Origin of the sequence: Flavimobilis rhizosphaerae (assembly GCF_014852685.1) — a bacterium.
GTDB classification, from domain to species: Bacteria; Actinomycetota; Actinomycetes; order Actinomycetales; family Cellulomonadaceae; genus Flavimobilis; species Flavimobilis rhizosphaerae.
This window is the reverse complement of record NZ_JACZDF010000001.1, coordinates 533,764-546,776: the sequence shown is the minus strand read 5'-3', so window position 1 is coordinate 546,776 and position 13,013 is coordinate 533,764. Positions and strand designations below refer to the sequence as shown.

Here is a 13,013-nt window from a genome sequence, read left to right as displayed (position 1 = left end):
CCGCGGGCGCGGACGGTCGCCCGCGAGCCGAGCTGCGCGCATAGGCTGTGCCCGTGAGCGCTGTCGGAACCCGAGTCTTCGTCGCCCGGCTCGCCGAGACCGCTGTCTTCGACCCGCTCGGGGACCGCGTCGGGCGGGTGCGGGACGTCGTCGTGCTCATGCGCCCCAAGGGGGCGCCGCGCGCCGTGGGGCTCGTCGTCGAGGTCCCCGGCCGACGCCGCGTCTTCCTGCCGATGACCCGCATCACGAGCATCGACGCGGGCCAGGTCATCTCGACAGGTCTCGTCAACATGCGGCGCTTCGAGCAGCGGCGCATGGAGTCGCTCGTCGTCGGCGAGCTCTTCGACCGTGTCGTCGCGTTCGCGGACGGGTCGGGGTCCGCTCGAATCGAGGACGTCTCGATCGAGAAGCAGCGCAACGGCGACTGGATGGTCGACCGGCTCTTCGTGCGGCGCATGCAGCCGTCGAAGAGCACGCTCGGGCTGCGCCGGCGCGGGCAGAGCGAGGTCGTCGACATCACCGAGGTGCTGTCGCTCGCGTCGACCGAGCAGAACCAGGGCGCGGCCCTGCTTCTCGCCGCGTACGAGGACCTCAAGCCTGCTGACCTCGCCGAGGCGTTGCACGACCTCTCGCAGGAGCGACGCATCGAGGTGGCGCGAGCGCTCGACGACGAGCGGCTCGCGGACGTCATCGAGGAGCTCCCCGAGGACACGCAGGTCGAGATCATGACCGCGCTCGAGCCGGGGCGCGCGGCCGACGTCCTCGAGGCGATGCAGCCGGACGACGCCGCCGACCTGCTCCACGAGATGCCGGACGCGCGCGCGTCCCAGCTCCTCGGCCTCATGGAGCCCGAGGACGCGCGCGACGTCCAGCGGCTGCTCGCGTACGACGACTACACGGCCGGCGGTCTCATGACGACCGAGCCCGTCGTCCTCGCCCCGGAGACGTCGATCGCGGCGGCGATGGCGCACATCCGTCGGGCGGACCTTCCGCCTGCACTCGCGTCGATGGTGTTCGTCGTGCGGCCCCCGCTCGAGACGCCGACGGGACGCTTCCTCGGCGTCGTGCACTTCCAGCGGATGCTGCGCGAGCCTCCGCACCAGTCGCTCGGCGACGTCCTCGACGCGGTCGACCACGTCGGCCCGTCGGCGCCACTCGCGCAGGTGACGCGCCTGCTCGCGACGTACAACCTTCTCGCGCTGCCGGTCCTCGACCCGGACCGTCGTCTGCTCGGCGCGGTGTCGGTCGACGACGTGCTCGACCACATGCTCCCTGAGGACTGGCGTGAGGACGACCACGTCCCCGACGCCCCCGTGGGTGGTGAGAGCCGTGGCTGAGCGTCTCGACCAGCCCAAGGGCAAGCGGACTTCCCTCCGCGAGCGGTTCCTGCCGCGGCGCAACGACGACGCCTTCGGGCGGGCGTCGGAGGGGATCGCGCGGTTCATGGGGACGCCGCGGTTCCTCGTCTACATGACGATCTTCTGCGTCGTGTGGCTCGCGTGGAACACGTGGGGGCCGGAGCACCTGCGGTTCGACTCGGTCGCGATCGGTTTTACGCTGCTGACGCTCATGCTGTCGCTGCAGGCGTCGTACTCGGCGCCGCTCATCCTCCTCGCGCAGAACCGGCAGGACGACCGGGACCGTGTCTCGGCGGAGCAGGACCGGCAGCGTGCGGAGCGGAACCTCGCGGACACGGAGTTCCTCGCCCGGGAGATGGCTGCGCTGCGCATCGCGCTCGGCGAGGTCGCGACGCGTGACTTCGTGCGCTCGGAGCTGAGGAACCTGCTCGAGGAGATCGAGGCGGGGCGTGAGGCTGCGGGGCGTGACGCGTCCGAGCCGGACGAGCCGGCGCGCTGATCCGCACGTCCGGTCGGTGACACGTCCCACGGTCCTGGTCGTCTCCCGGCCGGGGCGACCTAGGATGGTCCCATGACTCAGCCGTCCCTCGTCGAGGCCGTGCGCGCAGCGCTCGCCACCGTCATCGATCCCGAGATCCGCCGTCCCATCACCGAGCTCGGCATGGTGCGGGAGGTCGAGGTGGTGGGTGCCGGCGAGGTGACGGTCGCGATCGACCTCACGACGGCGGGCTGCCCGCTCAAGGCGAAGATCGTCGAGGACGTCACGGCGGCCGCGTCGGCGGTCGAGGGCGTCGCGTCGGTGTCCGTCGAGATGGGCGTCATGAGTCCCGAGCAGCGGGTGCGGCTCAAGAAGCAGCTGCGTGGCGGCGACGGCGAGCCCGTCATTCCGTTCTCGCAGCCGGGCTCGCTCACGAAGGTGTACGCGATTGCGTCGGGCAAGGGCGGTGTCGGCAAGTCGTCGCTCACCGCGAACCTCGCGGTCGCGATGGCGGCCGACGGTCTGCGCGTCGGCGTCGTCGACGCCGACATCTACGGCTTCTCGATCCCGGGCATGCTCGGCGCGCGCGAGATGCCGACGAAGGTCGACGACATGCTTCTCCCGCCGATCGCGCACGACGTCAAGGTGGTCTCGATCGGCATGTTCGTGCCGCCGGGCCAGCCGGTCGTGTGGCGCGGACCGATGCTCCACCGGGCGCTGCAGCAGTTTCTCGGCGACGTCTTCTGGGGCGACCTCGACGTCCTGCTGCTCGACCTTCCGCCCGGCACGGGTGACATCGCGATCTCGGTCGCGCAGCTGCTTCCGGGCTCGGAGATCGTCGTCGTGACGACGCCGCAGTCGGCGGCCGCGGAGGTCGCGGAGCGCGCGGGCTCGATCGCGCGCCAGACGAACCAGGGCGTCGTGGGCGTCGTCGAGAACATGTCGTGGCTCGAGCAGCCCGACGGTTCACGGCTGGAGATCTTTGGCTCGGGCGGCGGCGAGCGCGTCTCGGCATCGCTCTCGGAGGCGCTCGGTGTCAGCGTGCCGCTCCTGGGGCAGGTCCCGCTCGACGTCGCGCTGCGCGAGGCGGGCGACGGCGGCACGCCCGTCGTCCTCACGGACCCGACCTCGCCCGCGGCCCAGGCGCTCCGCGCGGTCGCCCGCACCCTCGCGACGCGAGGCCGCGGGCTCGCGGGCAAGAAGCTCCCCCTCACGGTGAGCTGAGGCTCCCCGTCCCGCGAGATAGCGCTCCCGCGTCGAGATAGCACGCAACGCGCGCTATCTCGACCCAGGAGCGCTATCTCGCGATCAGAGGCGTGTGCGAGGTGTCAGTAGCCCGCTGCGCGGTCGACGCCGCCCGTGAGGGGCGTGCCCGCGTGCCACGCGCGGACGTTGTGCTCGATGCGGCGGGCCATCATCGCCTCGACCATCTCCGGGGTGTCGGCGGTGTGCGGCGTGACGAGCACGTCGTCCCGGCCCCACAGCGCGTGCCCGTCCGGCAGCGGCTCGGGGTCGGTGACGTCGAGGCCTGCACCGGCGATCTCGCCCGCGTCGAGCGCCGCGACGAGCGCGGCGGTGTCGATGAGACCACCGCGCGCGACGTTGACGACGACGGCCGACGACGGCAGCGCCGCGAGCACCTCCGCGGAGACCCAGCCACGCGTCGCGTCCGTGAGCGCGATCGCGCCGATGAGCACGTCGATCTCGCCGAGGTGCTCCCGGAACCCGTCGAGGTCGGTCGTGACGTCCGCGCCCTCGAGCGGCGACGTCGAGCGGCGCGCGACGATCGTCCGGACACCGAACGGCGCGAGAAGTCGCAGCAGCTCGGTCGTGATACCACCGCCGCCAAGGATCCCGACGGTGAGGCCGTAGAGGCTGATGCCCGCGGGCGTGCCCCACGACGTCGCACGCGCCCGGCGCGTGACGTGCCGGAGCGCGGCGAGCGTGAGGAGCAGCGCGTGCTCCGCGACGGGCTCCGCGAACGCGCCCTTGGCGGACGTGAACTCGACCTCGCGCTCGAAGATGCCGGCGGCGACGTACGCCTCGACGCCCGCGGACGGCAGCTGGACCCACCGCAGGTTCGGGGCGGCAGCGAGCACGGGGACGAGCTCGGTCGCAGGTCCGCCGTGCCAGACGAGGACCTCGGTGTCAGGACCGAGCTCGGTGAGCTCTCCGCCGCCGCGGACGACGGCGTCGCGCCAGGCGGGGACGTCGCCCGTCACGGTGACGCGGGGTGCGTGGGTGGTGCTGGTCATGCGAACCTCCGGTGCGGCTGCGGTGCCGCGATCAGGGACCGGCGTGGACGGCCGGCCCGGGCGCGTGGTCCCATGCCGCGCGGGCTCGCGCCGGGGCTATGGGTACGGTCCCATCGTCTCAGGTCCGAGGCGCGGCCGCGGCCCCCGTCCAGCGCGCAGCGTGCCTCGGCGCCCTCCACGCTCAGGTGCCGTCCGCGCTCAGGCGCCCGCCACGCTCAGGCGCCCGCCACGCTCAGGCGCCGGCCGCGCTCAGGTGCCGGGGCCCGACGTCTCCGTCGCCGTCGGCAGCGCGAGCGTCACCGACGTCCCGGTCCCTTCGACGGACCTCACGACGACCGTCCCGCCGTGCCGCCGCAGGACGGTTGCGACGAGGGCGAGCCCGAGGCCCGAGCCCGGGACGTCGCGCGCGTTGGCGGCGCGCGCGAGCTCGTCGCACACGTGCGGCAGCTCGGCGGCCGGGATCCCGCGTCCGGCGTCGGCGACCTCGATCTCGGCGCGGCCGTCGTGCTCGCGCAGCCGCACCTCGATCGCGCCGTCGGTCGAGAACTTTGCGGCGTTGGCGAGGACGTTGTCGACCGCGACGGCGAGAAGGTCCCGGTCGACGGCGACGTCGGGCACGGGCCACGGCACGGTCGTCACGGTGAGGCTGAGGCGTGCGGCGAGCCCCGGATCGGTCGCGGCGAGCGCGTCGACAGCCTCGCGCACGAGCGCGGGCAGGTCGACGCTCTCGAGCTCGAGGGGTCGTGTCTCGAGCTCGGCGAGCTTGCGCAGGTCACGGACGAGCGTCGCGAGGCGGCGCGACTGGGCGTCGATGCTCGCCCAGGCGTCGGGCGTCGGTGCGCCCGCGGCCCCTGACGCTGCGACGGCGCGGATCGCGGTGACGGGGTTCTTGAGCTCGTGGTCGAGCCGCGCGAGAAAGCGCCGGTGCTGGTCACGCTGCTCGTCGCGGCCCGCGGTGCGGGCGGCGTCGTACGCGGCTGCGAGCTCGCGCGCGTGCGCGCCGTCGCGCGCACGGTCGCGTGCCCGACGACGGCTGCGCGCACGCACCGTGAGCGCGACGACGACGGCGACCAGGCCGACCGTGAGTGCGCAGGCAGCGAGGGCACAGGGCAGGGCGACGGTGAGGCGCACGACGCGCGTGTCGCCACGCAGCGCGAGGCCGACGACGGCGGCCGCGAGCAGCGCGACGCCCGCGAGCGCCCACGCGACGGTGACGGCACGGGGCCGGGCGGGCCCGTCGGCCGCGGCAGCAGGACGCGGGGCGGTGGGCTGCGGGGCGGTGGGCTGCGGACCGGCACCGGCCGCCGGGCCACCCGAAGGCCCGTCGTGCTGGGACGCCGTCGCCCCGCTCATGCCGACCCCACGGGCGCGACGAACCGGTACCCGACGGACGGCACGGTCTCGAGGAACCGCGGCGCGGAGGCGTCGTCGTGCAGCTCGCGGCGGAGCTCGGCGACGCGGTGGTCGACGGCGCGGCTCGGCGTCGCGAAGTCGAGGCCCCAGAGCGTCGCGAGCAGCCGCTCGCGCGTGTGGACCTCCCCGGGCCTGAGCATGAGGTGCTCGAGCAGGGTGAGCGCTTTGGGTGTGAGGACGACCTCACGGCCGGCGAGGTGGACGCGTCGCGCGGTGCGGTCGAGCACGAGGTCGTGCGCCGTGAGCGTGCGCGCACCCGCGAGTCCGGGTGTCGCCGCCGAGCGGCGCAGGACGGCACGGATGCGGGCGACGAGCTCGTGCGGGTCGAAGGGCTTGTTGAGGTAGTCGTCGGCACCTTCGTCGAGCGCCGCGGACCGCTCGGAGGACTCCCCGACCTGCGTGAGGAGGATGATCGGCAGCGTGAGCCGGCGGGCGCGCACGCGCCGGACGAGCTCGCGACCGTCGAGCCGCGGCATCATGACGTCGGCGACCATGAGGTCGGGAACGGCGTGCGAGACCTCGTCGAGAGCCCCCTGGCCATCGGCCGCGACGCGCACTGCGAAGCCCGAGCGCTCGAGGTAGGGGCCGAGCGCGTCGGTGATCGCGGCGTCGTCGTCGACGAGGAGGATGCGGGGGCGGTCCATGCTCACCAGCGTGCGACGACGTTCGAGGTGCCGACGTCGGTGACGTCGGGCGTCGTCCCGGCCCAGTACACCCAGTTGATGTCGCCCGAGACGCTGAGGGTCGTGAGCGCGTCCGTGAAGACGGTGACGCCTGTGCCGAGGACGCGGAGCTCGGTGACGTCGTCGGCGACGACAGCGCCCGCGTCCATCTGGACGGTGAGCAGGTCGCACGGCCCCTCGACGCGAACGTACGCGCCGTCGGTGTCGAGAACGCGCGTCCCGTCACACGCGACGGTCGTCGTCACCTTGCTGAGGATGTCGTCACGCTCGGCCGTGAGGTCCGGGTCGGTGACGGCGGGGGCCTCACCCCGCCCTGTCGGGTCGTCGGAGGTCGCCGGGTCAGGGGTCGCCGGGTCGGGGGTCGCCGGGTCGGGGGTCGCCGGGTCGGGGGTCGCGGTCGACGCGCTCGGCGCGTCGGGCTCCGTCGGCCCGGACGTCGCCGTCCCGGCTGCCGGCACCGTCGATGACGGGCCGGGCGCGGCGCCGTCGGTGACCTCGACGCCGCACCCGGCGAGGAGGAGGAGTCCTGCGAGAGCGAGAGGCAGCGCGCGGGCGGCGGTGCGCGTGGCGCGGCGGTCGATGAGGTGGCGGTGCATGGTGGGTCCTCCGGTCGAGGGAACGTTGACGGGCGGGGGGCGCAGCCTGCTCACGACGACGGCACGAAGATCTCGACGCGCCGGTTGAGCTGGCGTCCGGCGGGGTTGTCGGCACCGTCGAGCGTGTTGGGCGCGACGGGGCGGGTCTCGCCGTAGCCGGTCGCGGTGAGGTCTGCGGTGACGCCGCGGCCGGTGAGCGCGGCGACGACCGCGTCGGCGCGGGCCTCCGAGAGCCGCTGGTTGTAGTCCTCCGATGCGATCGCGTCGGTGTGCCCCGCGACGACCGCACCGGGCACCTTCGCCGTCGTGAGCGCCGTCGCGACGGCGTCGAGTGCGTCCGCGGCGTCGGCGCGGACGTCGCTGCGGTCGAAGTCGAAGAGGACGGCCGCGTCGAACGTCAGCGTCACGCCGCACGACTCGATGGGGGCGAGCACCCCGAGCGGCGGGAACGCACCGAGCGGTGCGACCGGGGGCAGCGGCTCGGCCGGCACGGTGACGGGGCCGCCGTCGGCGGTCGTCACGACGGCCTCGCCGTCGCCGTCGTTGCTGATGCTCAGGTGCGCGTCGCGGTACTCCCCCGAGCCGTCACCGTAGTTGCGGATCGTCACGGTGCCGTCCTCGAGGAGGCCCGCACCGTCGCCGTAGTTGCGGATGCTCGTGCTGCCGTCGGTCCACGACCCGGCGCCGTCGGCGAGGATCCGCACGTTGACGCGAGCGTCCGTATACTCGCCGGTCCCGTCACCGTACGCGCGCACGGTGACCTCGCCGTCGGTGTACTCCCCTGCGCCGTCGCCGTAGGACCGCAGGCGGCGGCCCCCGTCGGTGACGGTTCCGGAGCCGTCGCCGTAGTTGCGCACCGCTCCGTCGGGGCCGACGTAGTTCCCGGACCCGTCACCGTAGAGGCGAGCTGTCCGGTCCCCGACGACGACGTCGCCCGCGGCGTCGCACCGTGCGGCCTCGGCGGTGACGCCAGGGATCTCGGCGACTGCGCGTGCGAGCTCGGCCGTGACGTCCGGGACGGACGTGTCGAGCAGCGAGAGGTCCGGGAGGACGAAGAGCGGCACGGGCGGGATCTCACCGGCCGCGTAGCCGGGCACGGCGGGCACGTTCGCGCCCGGCTGGGCGGTCGTGGACGTCGCGACCGGCGTCGGTGCGTCCGGCGTCGCGGTCGAAGGGGCCGCCGACGCCGCGACCGGGACCGTCGGCATCGTGCCCGACGACGTGCCCGGCTCCGGCACGGATGCGCCCGACGCGCACCCGGCGAGCGCGAACGCGAGGAACGGGGAGAGTGCGAGGGCGGGGCGCTTCGTCATGTCTCGATCCTAGGAAGGAGATGTCGCACGCGCGTGGCGAGCGTGTCGCAGTCTCGCGACACGACCGCGCAGGTCAGACGATGCTCGGCAGGCGTTGCTCGGCACGGCCCTTCTCAGCGAGGCGCTGCCGCGATCGCGTCGACCGCGCGCGCCCACGCGCCCGACTGCTCCTCGGCGGACAGCGCGCGGGCGGCCGCGTGCGAGGCGGCCTTCCAGCGGGCGACGTCGTCGGGCGTCACGGCGTCGAGCGCTGCCGCGAGCGCCTCCGCGGTGTTCGCGGACGCAACCGCGCCGAGACCGTGCTCACGCACGAGCCGCGCCATCTCCGGTCCCGGACCGACGATGATGCCGAGTCGCGCCTGGACGAAGTCGAAGAGCTTGTTGGGCAGCGCGTTCGCGTAGTTGCGGTTGACTGGCGGTAGGACGAAGACGCCGACGTCGTGCCGGGCGAGAATGCGGTTGACCTCCGCGTACGGGACCGGGTCGTGGACCGTGACGCCGGGCACCGACGCGGCCTGGGTACGCAGCTCGGCGACGTACTCGGGATCGTTCGGCGTGAGGACGAGGTCGAGGGTGACGTCGGCGCGCGTGAGCCGCACTGCGTCGATCATGATCTCGAGCCGACGTCCGCGCAGGCCGGCACCGGTGTGGACGAGACGCAGCGGGTCCCCGACCGGACCGGGCTCGCGCTCGACGTACGGGGCTGCGTTGACGACGACGCTCGCGTCGAGGTCGTGCTCCCGCCGGTAGGCCTCGGCGATCCCGGGGGCGACGGTCGTCACGGACGCGGCCTGCGTGACGAAGCGGCGCAGCAGCCAGCGCACGTAGGGCGCGACGAAGATCCGCCACCGCAGCACCTCCTCGTTCTGCGCGGGCGCGTACTCGTGGAGGTCGGCGTGCACGGCGGCGCGGCCGGACGCAAGGCGCGGGGCGACCTCGAGGGCGAGCGGCACCGCGTCGACGTCGTCGGCGAGGACGACGTCGAAGCTCAGCCCCGCGAGCAGGTGCCGCGCGGCCGCGATCGCGGCGTTGCGGGCGAGCACGGTCCGGTGCCGGAAGGTGAGGAGCGCGAGGGGGTCCTTGCGCCAGTACACGGCCTCGTCGGGCACCTGGAGGTGCCGGACGACGCCCTCGGGCGCCGGACCGTACCCGCACGTCGTCACGTCGTAGCGGTCCGCGAACAGGCGGACCTGCTTGAGGACGCGCGCGTCGGACGCGATGGGTGAGAACGAGAGGATGAGGAGCGACGGGCGGGTCATCGGGCACCTCCTGCGGCACGCGCCGCGATCGCGTCGACGGCACGCACCCAGCCCGCGGTCTGCTGCTCGGCGGACAGCGGCCCGGCCGCGGCGTGCGCGGCCTGCTTCCATTCCCGGACGTCCGCGGCGGTGAGCGCGTCGAGAGTGTCGGCGAGGTCGCGCGCGGTGTACCCGGCGGTGACGGCTCCGAGCCCGTGCTGGCGCACGAGCGCCGCCATCTCGTCGTTCGGCGAGACGACGATCCCGAGTCGTGCCTGGACGAAGTCGAAGAGCTTGTTCGGCAGGGCGCGCGCGTAGGACGCGTTGACGGGCGGCAGGACGAACACGCCGACGTCGAAGCCCGCGAGCGTCGCGACGAGGTCCTCGTAGGGCACGGGGTCGCGCAGCGTGACGCCCGGGATGTCAGCCGCGAGCATGCGCAGGCGCGCGAGGTACGCCGGGTCGTTGGCGGTGAGGAAGAGGTCGAGCGTCACGCGGTTGCGGGTGAGGGCGACTGCCTCGACGAGGATCTCGAGGTGCCGGTTGGCGAGGCCCGCGCCCGAGTGGACGAGCCGCAGCGGGGCGTCGTCGGCCACCGTCGTCGGCTCGAGGTCCGCGAAGGGCGTCGCGTTGACGACGACGCTCGCCTTGAGACGCGCGTCCTCGGCGTAGCCGCGGACGAGGCCCTCGCTCACGGTCGTCACGGAGCGCGCGCGGGAGACGAAGCGCCGGGCGAGCCACCGCTGGTAGGGCGCGATCCGGCGCGTCCACGCAGGGCTCTCGTCGTGCAGGCGGGTCGAAAGCTCGTGGAGGTCCGCATGCACCCCGAGGCGCGGCCGCAGCCGTAGCGCGAGCGGCACGGACTCGACGTCGTTCGCGAGGATCACGTCGAACGTGCCGCGCCCGAGCCCTGCGTCCGCGAGCGCGCGGGTCGCACCGACGACGGCGGGCGTGCGTCGTTCGACGAGCGGGTACGCGCGCAGCGTGATGAGGCGCCCGTCGAGCGCGAGGCTCGCGTGCTCGGCGGGGATCTCGACGTGCCGGACGCCGTCGAGACCCGGTCCCGTCGGGGCGGGGCCGAAGCCGCACGTCGTCACGTCGTACCGCTCCGCGAAGAGACGCACCTGCTTGAGGACGCGCGCGTCTGACGCGATGGGCGAGAACGAAAGGATGAGAAGGGAGGTGCGGGGCACGGGACCTAGTCTCTCAGCACAGCGCGCGGGACGGGTGACGACCGGGTGACGCACCTCGGCGGGACCCCACGCCCCCGGGGGACGTCGGCGCGCTCACGCGTCCGCGGCCGCCGCGACGCCGCAGAACCCGGCGAGCGCCTCGGCGCTCGCGCGTCCGTCGTGGAGCGCCCTGACGAACGCGGGCCCCTCGGCCCACGCTCGCTCCGCGACCGTGGCGCGCTCGTCGAGCACGTGCGTGAGCACGTCCTCGAGCGTGTCGGGGGTCGCTTCGAGGACGGGCAGCTCGCGTCCGGCTCGCTCGGCGACGGCCGTGCGGACCTGGTCGGTGACGTGGGCGACGACGACGCGGCCGGCGGCCATCGCCTCGCACGTCGCGACGCCGTAGGAGCCGAGCGCGAACTGGTCGAGGACGACGTCCGCGTCCCGGTAGACGTCGCGCATGCGTGCGGCGGGCACGCCCGTGACCCGCCGGTAGTCGATCGTGCCGCGCGCGGCGAGCCGCTCGAGCACGGGCTCGATCGCGGCGGTGCCCTTGACGGGTCCGTTCGTCGGCGCGTGGACGACGACGGGGACGGGGCGTGCGAGCGGCGGGGCGTCGGTCGCCCAGCGGTCCGGGTCGACGACGAGCGGCAGCCACGTCGCGGCGGGGCGGTCGCGCAGGAGGTCAGGCGTGGAGACGAACGTCGGGACGCCGCTCGCCTCGAGCTCGTCGAGACGTCGGTTGTGCTCGGGCGCGGAGATCGCCAGCAGACGACCGGTCTCCCACGCGGTGTCGCGGAACGGTGACCATGCGGTCGCCTCGAGGTGCCGTGCTGGGTCGCGCACGTCGCTGCCGTGAGCGACGTTCCCGACGACGACGCCCGACGCCCGCAGGTCGGTGATCTCGCGCCACACGCCGTTGGGCTCGTGCGCGGTCGCGTCGAGCGTGCCGAAGAGCGGCCGGCACGCCTCGACGAGGACGTGGCTGAAGCGTCCGACGTAGCGCCGCTGCGCGCTCTGCCAGCGGTGCGAGCCCGTGTAGACGGCCTGGGGCACGCGGACGTCGGTGGGGAAGCTGAAGCCCGCAGGGGGCTCGGCGGTCATGGCGACGGCGCCGACGCCGGGGAGGAGCTCGGCCGCTCGGGCCCACGCGGTGCCCTGCCCGGCGTAGTTCGCGGGGCCGACATAGAGCCGCACGGGCGCGCCGGGGACGGGCGGGTTCACGGGGACGTCGCCCGGTGCCCACGGCCGCAGCGACGGCGCGACGGCACGGACGAGCCCGTCGGGCGCACGGCGCACGACGGCCGCAGCCACGCGCGACACGGCGGGAGGGAGGTTCACCACGGCAGTCGGTACCTCACGTAGCGGGTCGCGGTCGACTCGGGGTCGAGGAGGTCGGGCAGGTCGCGGGGCACGAGCGTCGTGAGGCGGCCGGCGCGGGCGCGCACGGCGGCTGCGGCCGCGAACCGGCCCGCGGTTGCGGGGCCGCCGTCGTCGCTGCCGACGGGCAGGCGCTCGTCGTCCCCGGTCCGGGCGACCCAGGTGCGCCCCGCGACGACGCGCAGTGCGGCGAGGTCGGCGCGCGCGAGGGCGTGGAGCGCGGTCGGCGCGGCCTCGAGCCACGCGCGTGCCTCGGCGCGCAGCGCGGCGGGGCCGTCGTCGTCCCAGGCGTCAGCTGACTGCCGACGCCCGAGCGCACCGAGCACGTGGACGCGCAGCACCTTGATCGCGAGCGCGCGCCGCTGCGAGGGACGCAGCTCGCCGGGCAGACCGACGGTCCGCAGCCGCGTCACCGCGGCGAGCTCGTCGGCGACGGACCGCCGGGCACCCGTGACACGGTCGGCGGCGTCCGCACCGACGACGTACGCGGGAGCCGACGGCAGCATGTCGATGCGCGCGTCCGAGCACCACAGACGCGCCGAGAGCTCGAGGTCCTCCCCCGTCGCGAGGCCCTCGGTGAACGTCAGGCCGAGCCTTCGCAGCGTCGAGCGCCGCAGCAGCCCGAGCGGCGCCGAGCGGTAGAGGAGCCGGTCCGCAACCGCGTCGAGCGGCGTCGTCGCGCGCGGGCCGGGGCGGCCCGTCCCGCTCCGCACGAGCGGGTTGCGGAGCACCTGGCCGCCCTGGCGCAGCGGCGCGAGGACGACGTCGGAGCCGCGCACGCGCGCGACGTCGAGCCAGGCGCGTACCGCGCCGGGCTCGAGCGTGTCGTCCGAGCCCATGACTGCGACGAACTCGGCGCGCGCGTGCGCGAGGCCGTGGTTGAAGGGGCCCGCGGGGCTGCGCACGTGGTCGGAGTACCCGAGGACACGCACGTGCGGGCGCTCGTCGGGCGTGAGCGCGAGGGCGTCCTCGACCGTGCCGATGCCGAGGTCGTGCGCGACGACGGTGACGCGGACGAGCCCCTCGGAGCCGTCGAGGACGCTGCGCACGGCACGCCCGACGGGTCGCCGGGCGTCGTGGACGGCGATGACGAGGTCGACCGCGGGAACGGAGGTGGACGCGTGCAC

General features: G+C 74.5%; 12 protein-coding genes. 3 read left to right on the top strand and 9 right to left on the bottom strand.

Annotated features, from left to right (window positions below):
* Window positions 1-53 precede the first annotated feature (53 nt).
* The 3 genes from IGS67_RS02345 to IGS67_RS02335 all read left to right on the top strand — a co-directional run bounded on the left by IGS67_RS02345 (window position 54) and on the right by IGS67_RS02335 (window position 3,060).
* A complete protein-coding gene (locus tag IGS67_RS02345) occupies window positions 54-1,337 on the top strand; it encodes a magnesium transporter MgtE N-terminal domain-containing protein (RefSeq protein WP_192277426.1) in 1,284 nt (427 codons plus the stop codon).
* Window positions 1,330-1,857 (top strand): DUF1003 domain-containing protein, encoded by a 528-nt coding sequence (locus IGS67_RS02340; RefSeq protein WP_192277424.1) that lies wholly within the window; start codon window positions 1,330-1,332, stop codon window positions 1,855-1,857. The genes IGS67_RS02345 and IGS67_RS02340 overlap by 8 nt, the downstream gene beginning before the upstream one ends.
* A 72-nt stretch (window positions 1,858-1,929) precedes the next feature.
* Entirely contained in the window at window positions 1,930-3,060 is a 1,131-nt protein-coding gene (locus IGS67_RS02335) for an Mrp/NBP35 family ATP-binding protein (RefSeq protein ID WP_192277422.1), read from the top strand.
* A 104-nt stretch (window positions 3,061-3,164) separates the two neighbouring features.
* Here the strand turns inward: IGS67_RS02335 and IGS67_RS02330 are convergent, their stop codons facing one another.
* The 9 genes from IGS67_RS02330 to IGS67_RS02290 all read right to left on the bottom strand — a co-directional run bounded on the left by IGS67_RS02330 (window position 3,165) and on the right by IGS67_RS02290 (window position 13,013).
* Window positions 3,165-4,091 carry an NAD(P)-dependent oxidoreductase gene (locus IGS67_RS02330; protein ID WP_192277420.1) on the bottom strand — a complete coding sequence of 309 codons (927 nt, stop codon included), beginning with the start codon at window positions 4,089-4,091 and terminating at the stop codon, window positions 3,165-3,167.
* 249 nt (window positions 4,092-4,340) lie between these two features.
* Complete coding sequence (locus IGS67_RS02325) at window positions 4,341-5,444, bottom strand: sensor histidine kinase (RefSeq protein WP_192277418.1); 1,104 nt, start codon at window positions 5,442-5,444, stop codon at window positions 4,341-4,343.
* Entirely contained in the window at window positions 5,441-6,148 is a 708-nt protein-coding gene (locus tag IGS67_RS02320) for a response regulator transcription factor (RefSeq protein ID WP_192277416.1), read from the bottom strand. Before IGS67_RS02320 ends, IGS67_RS02325 begins: the two co-directional genes overlap by 4 nt.
* A 2-nt stretch (window positions 6,149-6,150) precedes the next feature.
* Window positions 6,151-6,783, bottom strand: coding sequence for a DUF3060 domain-containing protein (locus tag IGS67_RS02315; protein ID WP_192277414.1), 633 nt, complete (start codon window positions 6,781-6,783; stop codon window positions 6,151-6,153).
* 50 nt (window positions 6,784-6,833) lie between these two features.
* Window positions 6,834-8,096, bottom strand: coding sequence for an OmpA family protein (locus IGS67_RS02310; RefSeq protein WP_235977482.1), 1,263 nt, complete (start codon window positions 8,094-8,096; stop codon window positions 6,834-6,836).
* A 113-nt stretch (window positions 8,097-8,209) separates the two neighbouring features.
* The gene (locus IGS67_RS02305; RefSeq protein WP_192277412.1) at window positions 8,210-9,355 is read right to left on the bottom strand and encodes a glycosyltransferase; all 1,146 of its coding nucleotides are present in this window, start codon (window positions 9,353-9,355) and stop codon (window positions 8,210-8,212) included.
* Window positions 9,352-10,527, bottom strand: a complete 1,176-nt coding sequence (locus tag IGS67_RS02300) for a glycosyltransferase family protein (RefSeq protein ID WP_192277410.1) — start codon at window positions 10,525-10,527, stop codon at window positions 9,352-9,354. Before IGS67_RS02300 ends, IGS67_RS02305 begins: the two co-directional genes overlap by 4 nt.
* Before the next feature lie 93 nt (window positions 10,528-10,620).
* Entirely contained in the window at window positions 10,621-11,847 is a 1,227-nt protein-coding gene (locus tag IGS67_RS02295) for a glycosyltransferase family protein (RefSeq protein ID WP_192277408.1), read from the bottom strand.
* On the bottom strand, window positions 11,844-13,013 hold the full coding sequence (locus IGS67_RS02290) for a glycosyltransferase (protein ID WP_192277406.1): 1,170 nt from the start codon (window positions 13,011-13,013) through the stop codon (window positions 11,844-11,846). Before IGS67_RS02290 ends, IGS67_RS02295 begins: the two co-directional genes overlap by 4 nt.

What these genes read in the sequence shown, in the direction of transcription:
- IGS67_RS02330 (WP_192277420.1), bottom strand. Translation starts at nt 4,091, where the DNA reads ATGACCAGCACCACCCACGCACCCCGCGTCACCGTGACGGGCGACGTC.
- IGS67_RS02335 (WP_192277422.1), top strand. Translation starts at nt 1,930, where the DNA reads ATGACTCAGCCGTCCCTCGTCGAGGCCGTGCGCGCAGCGCTCGCCACC.
- IGS67_RS02310 (WP_235977482.1), bottom strand. Translation starts at nt 8,096, where the DNA reads ATGACGAAGCGCCCCGCCCTCGCACTCTCCCCGTTCCTCGCGTTCGCG.
- IGS67_RS02325 (WP_192277418.1), bottom strand. Translation starts at nt 5,444, where the DNA reads ATGAGCGGGGCGACGGCGTCCCAGCACGACGGGCCTTCGGGTGGCCCG.
- IGS67_RS02320 (WP_192277416.1), bottom strand. Translation starts at nt 6,148, where the DNA reads ATGGACCGCCCCCGCATCCTCCTCGTCGACGACGACGCCGCGATCACC.
- IGS67_RS02305 (WP_192277412.1), bottom strand. Translation starts at nt 9,355, where the DNA reads ATGACCCGCCCGTCGCTCCTCATCCTCTCGTTCTCACCCATCGCGTCC.
- IGS67_RS02315 (WP_192277414.1), bottom strand. Translation starts at nt 6,783, where the DNA reads ATGCACCGCCACCTCATCGACCGCCGCGCCACGCGCACCGCCGCCCGC.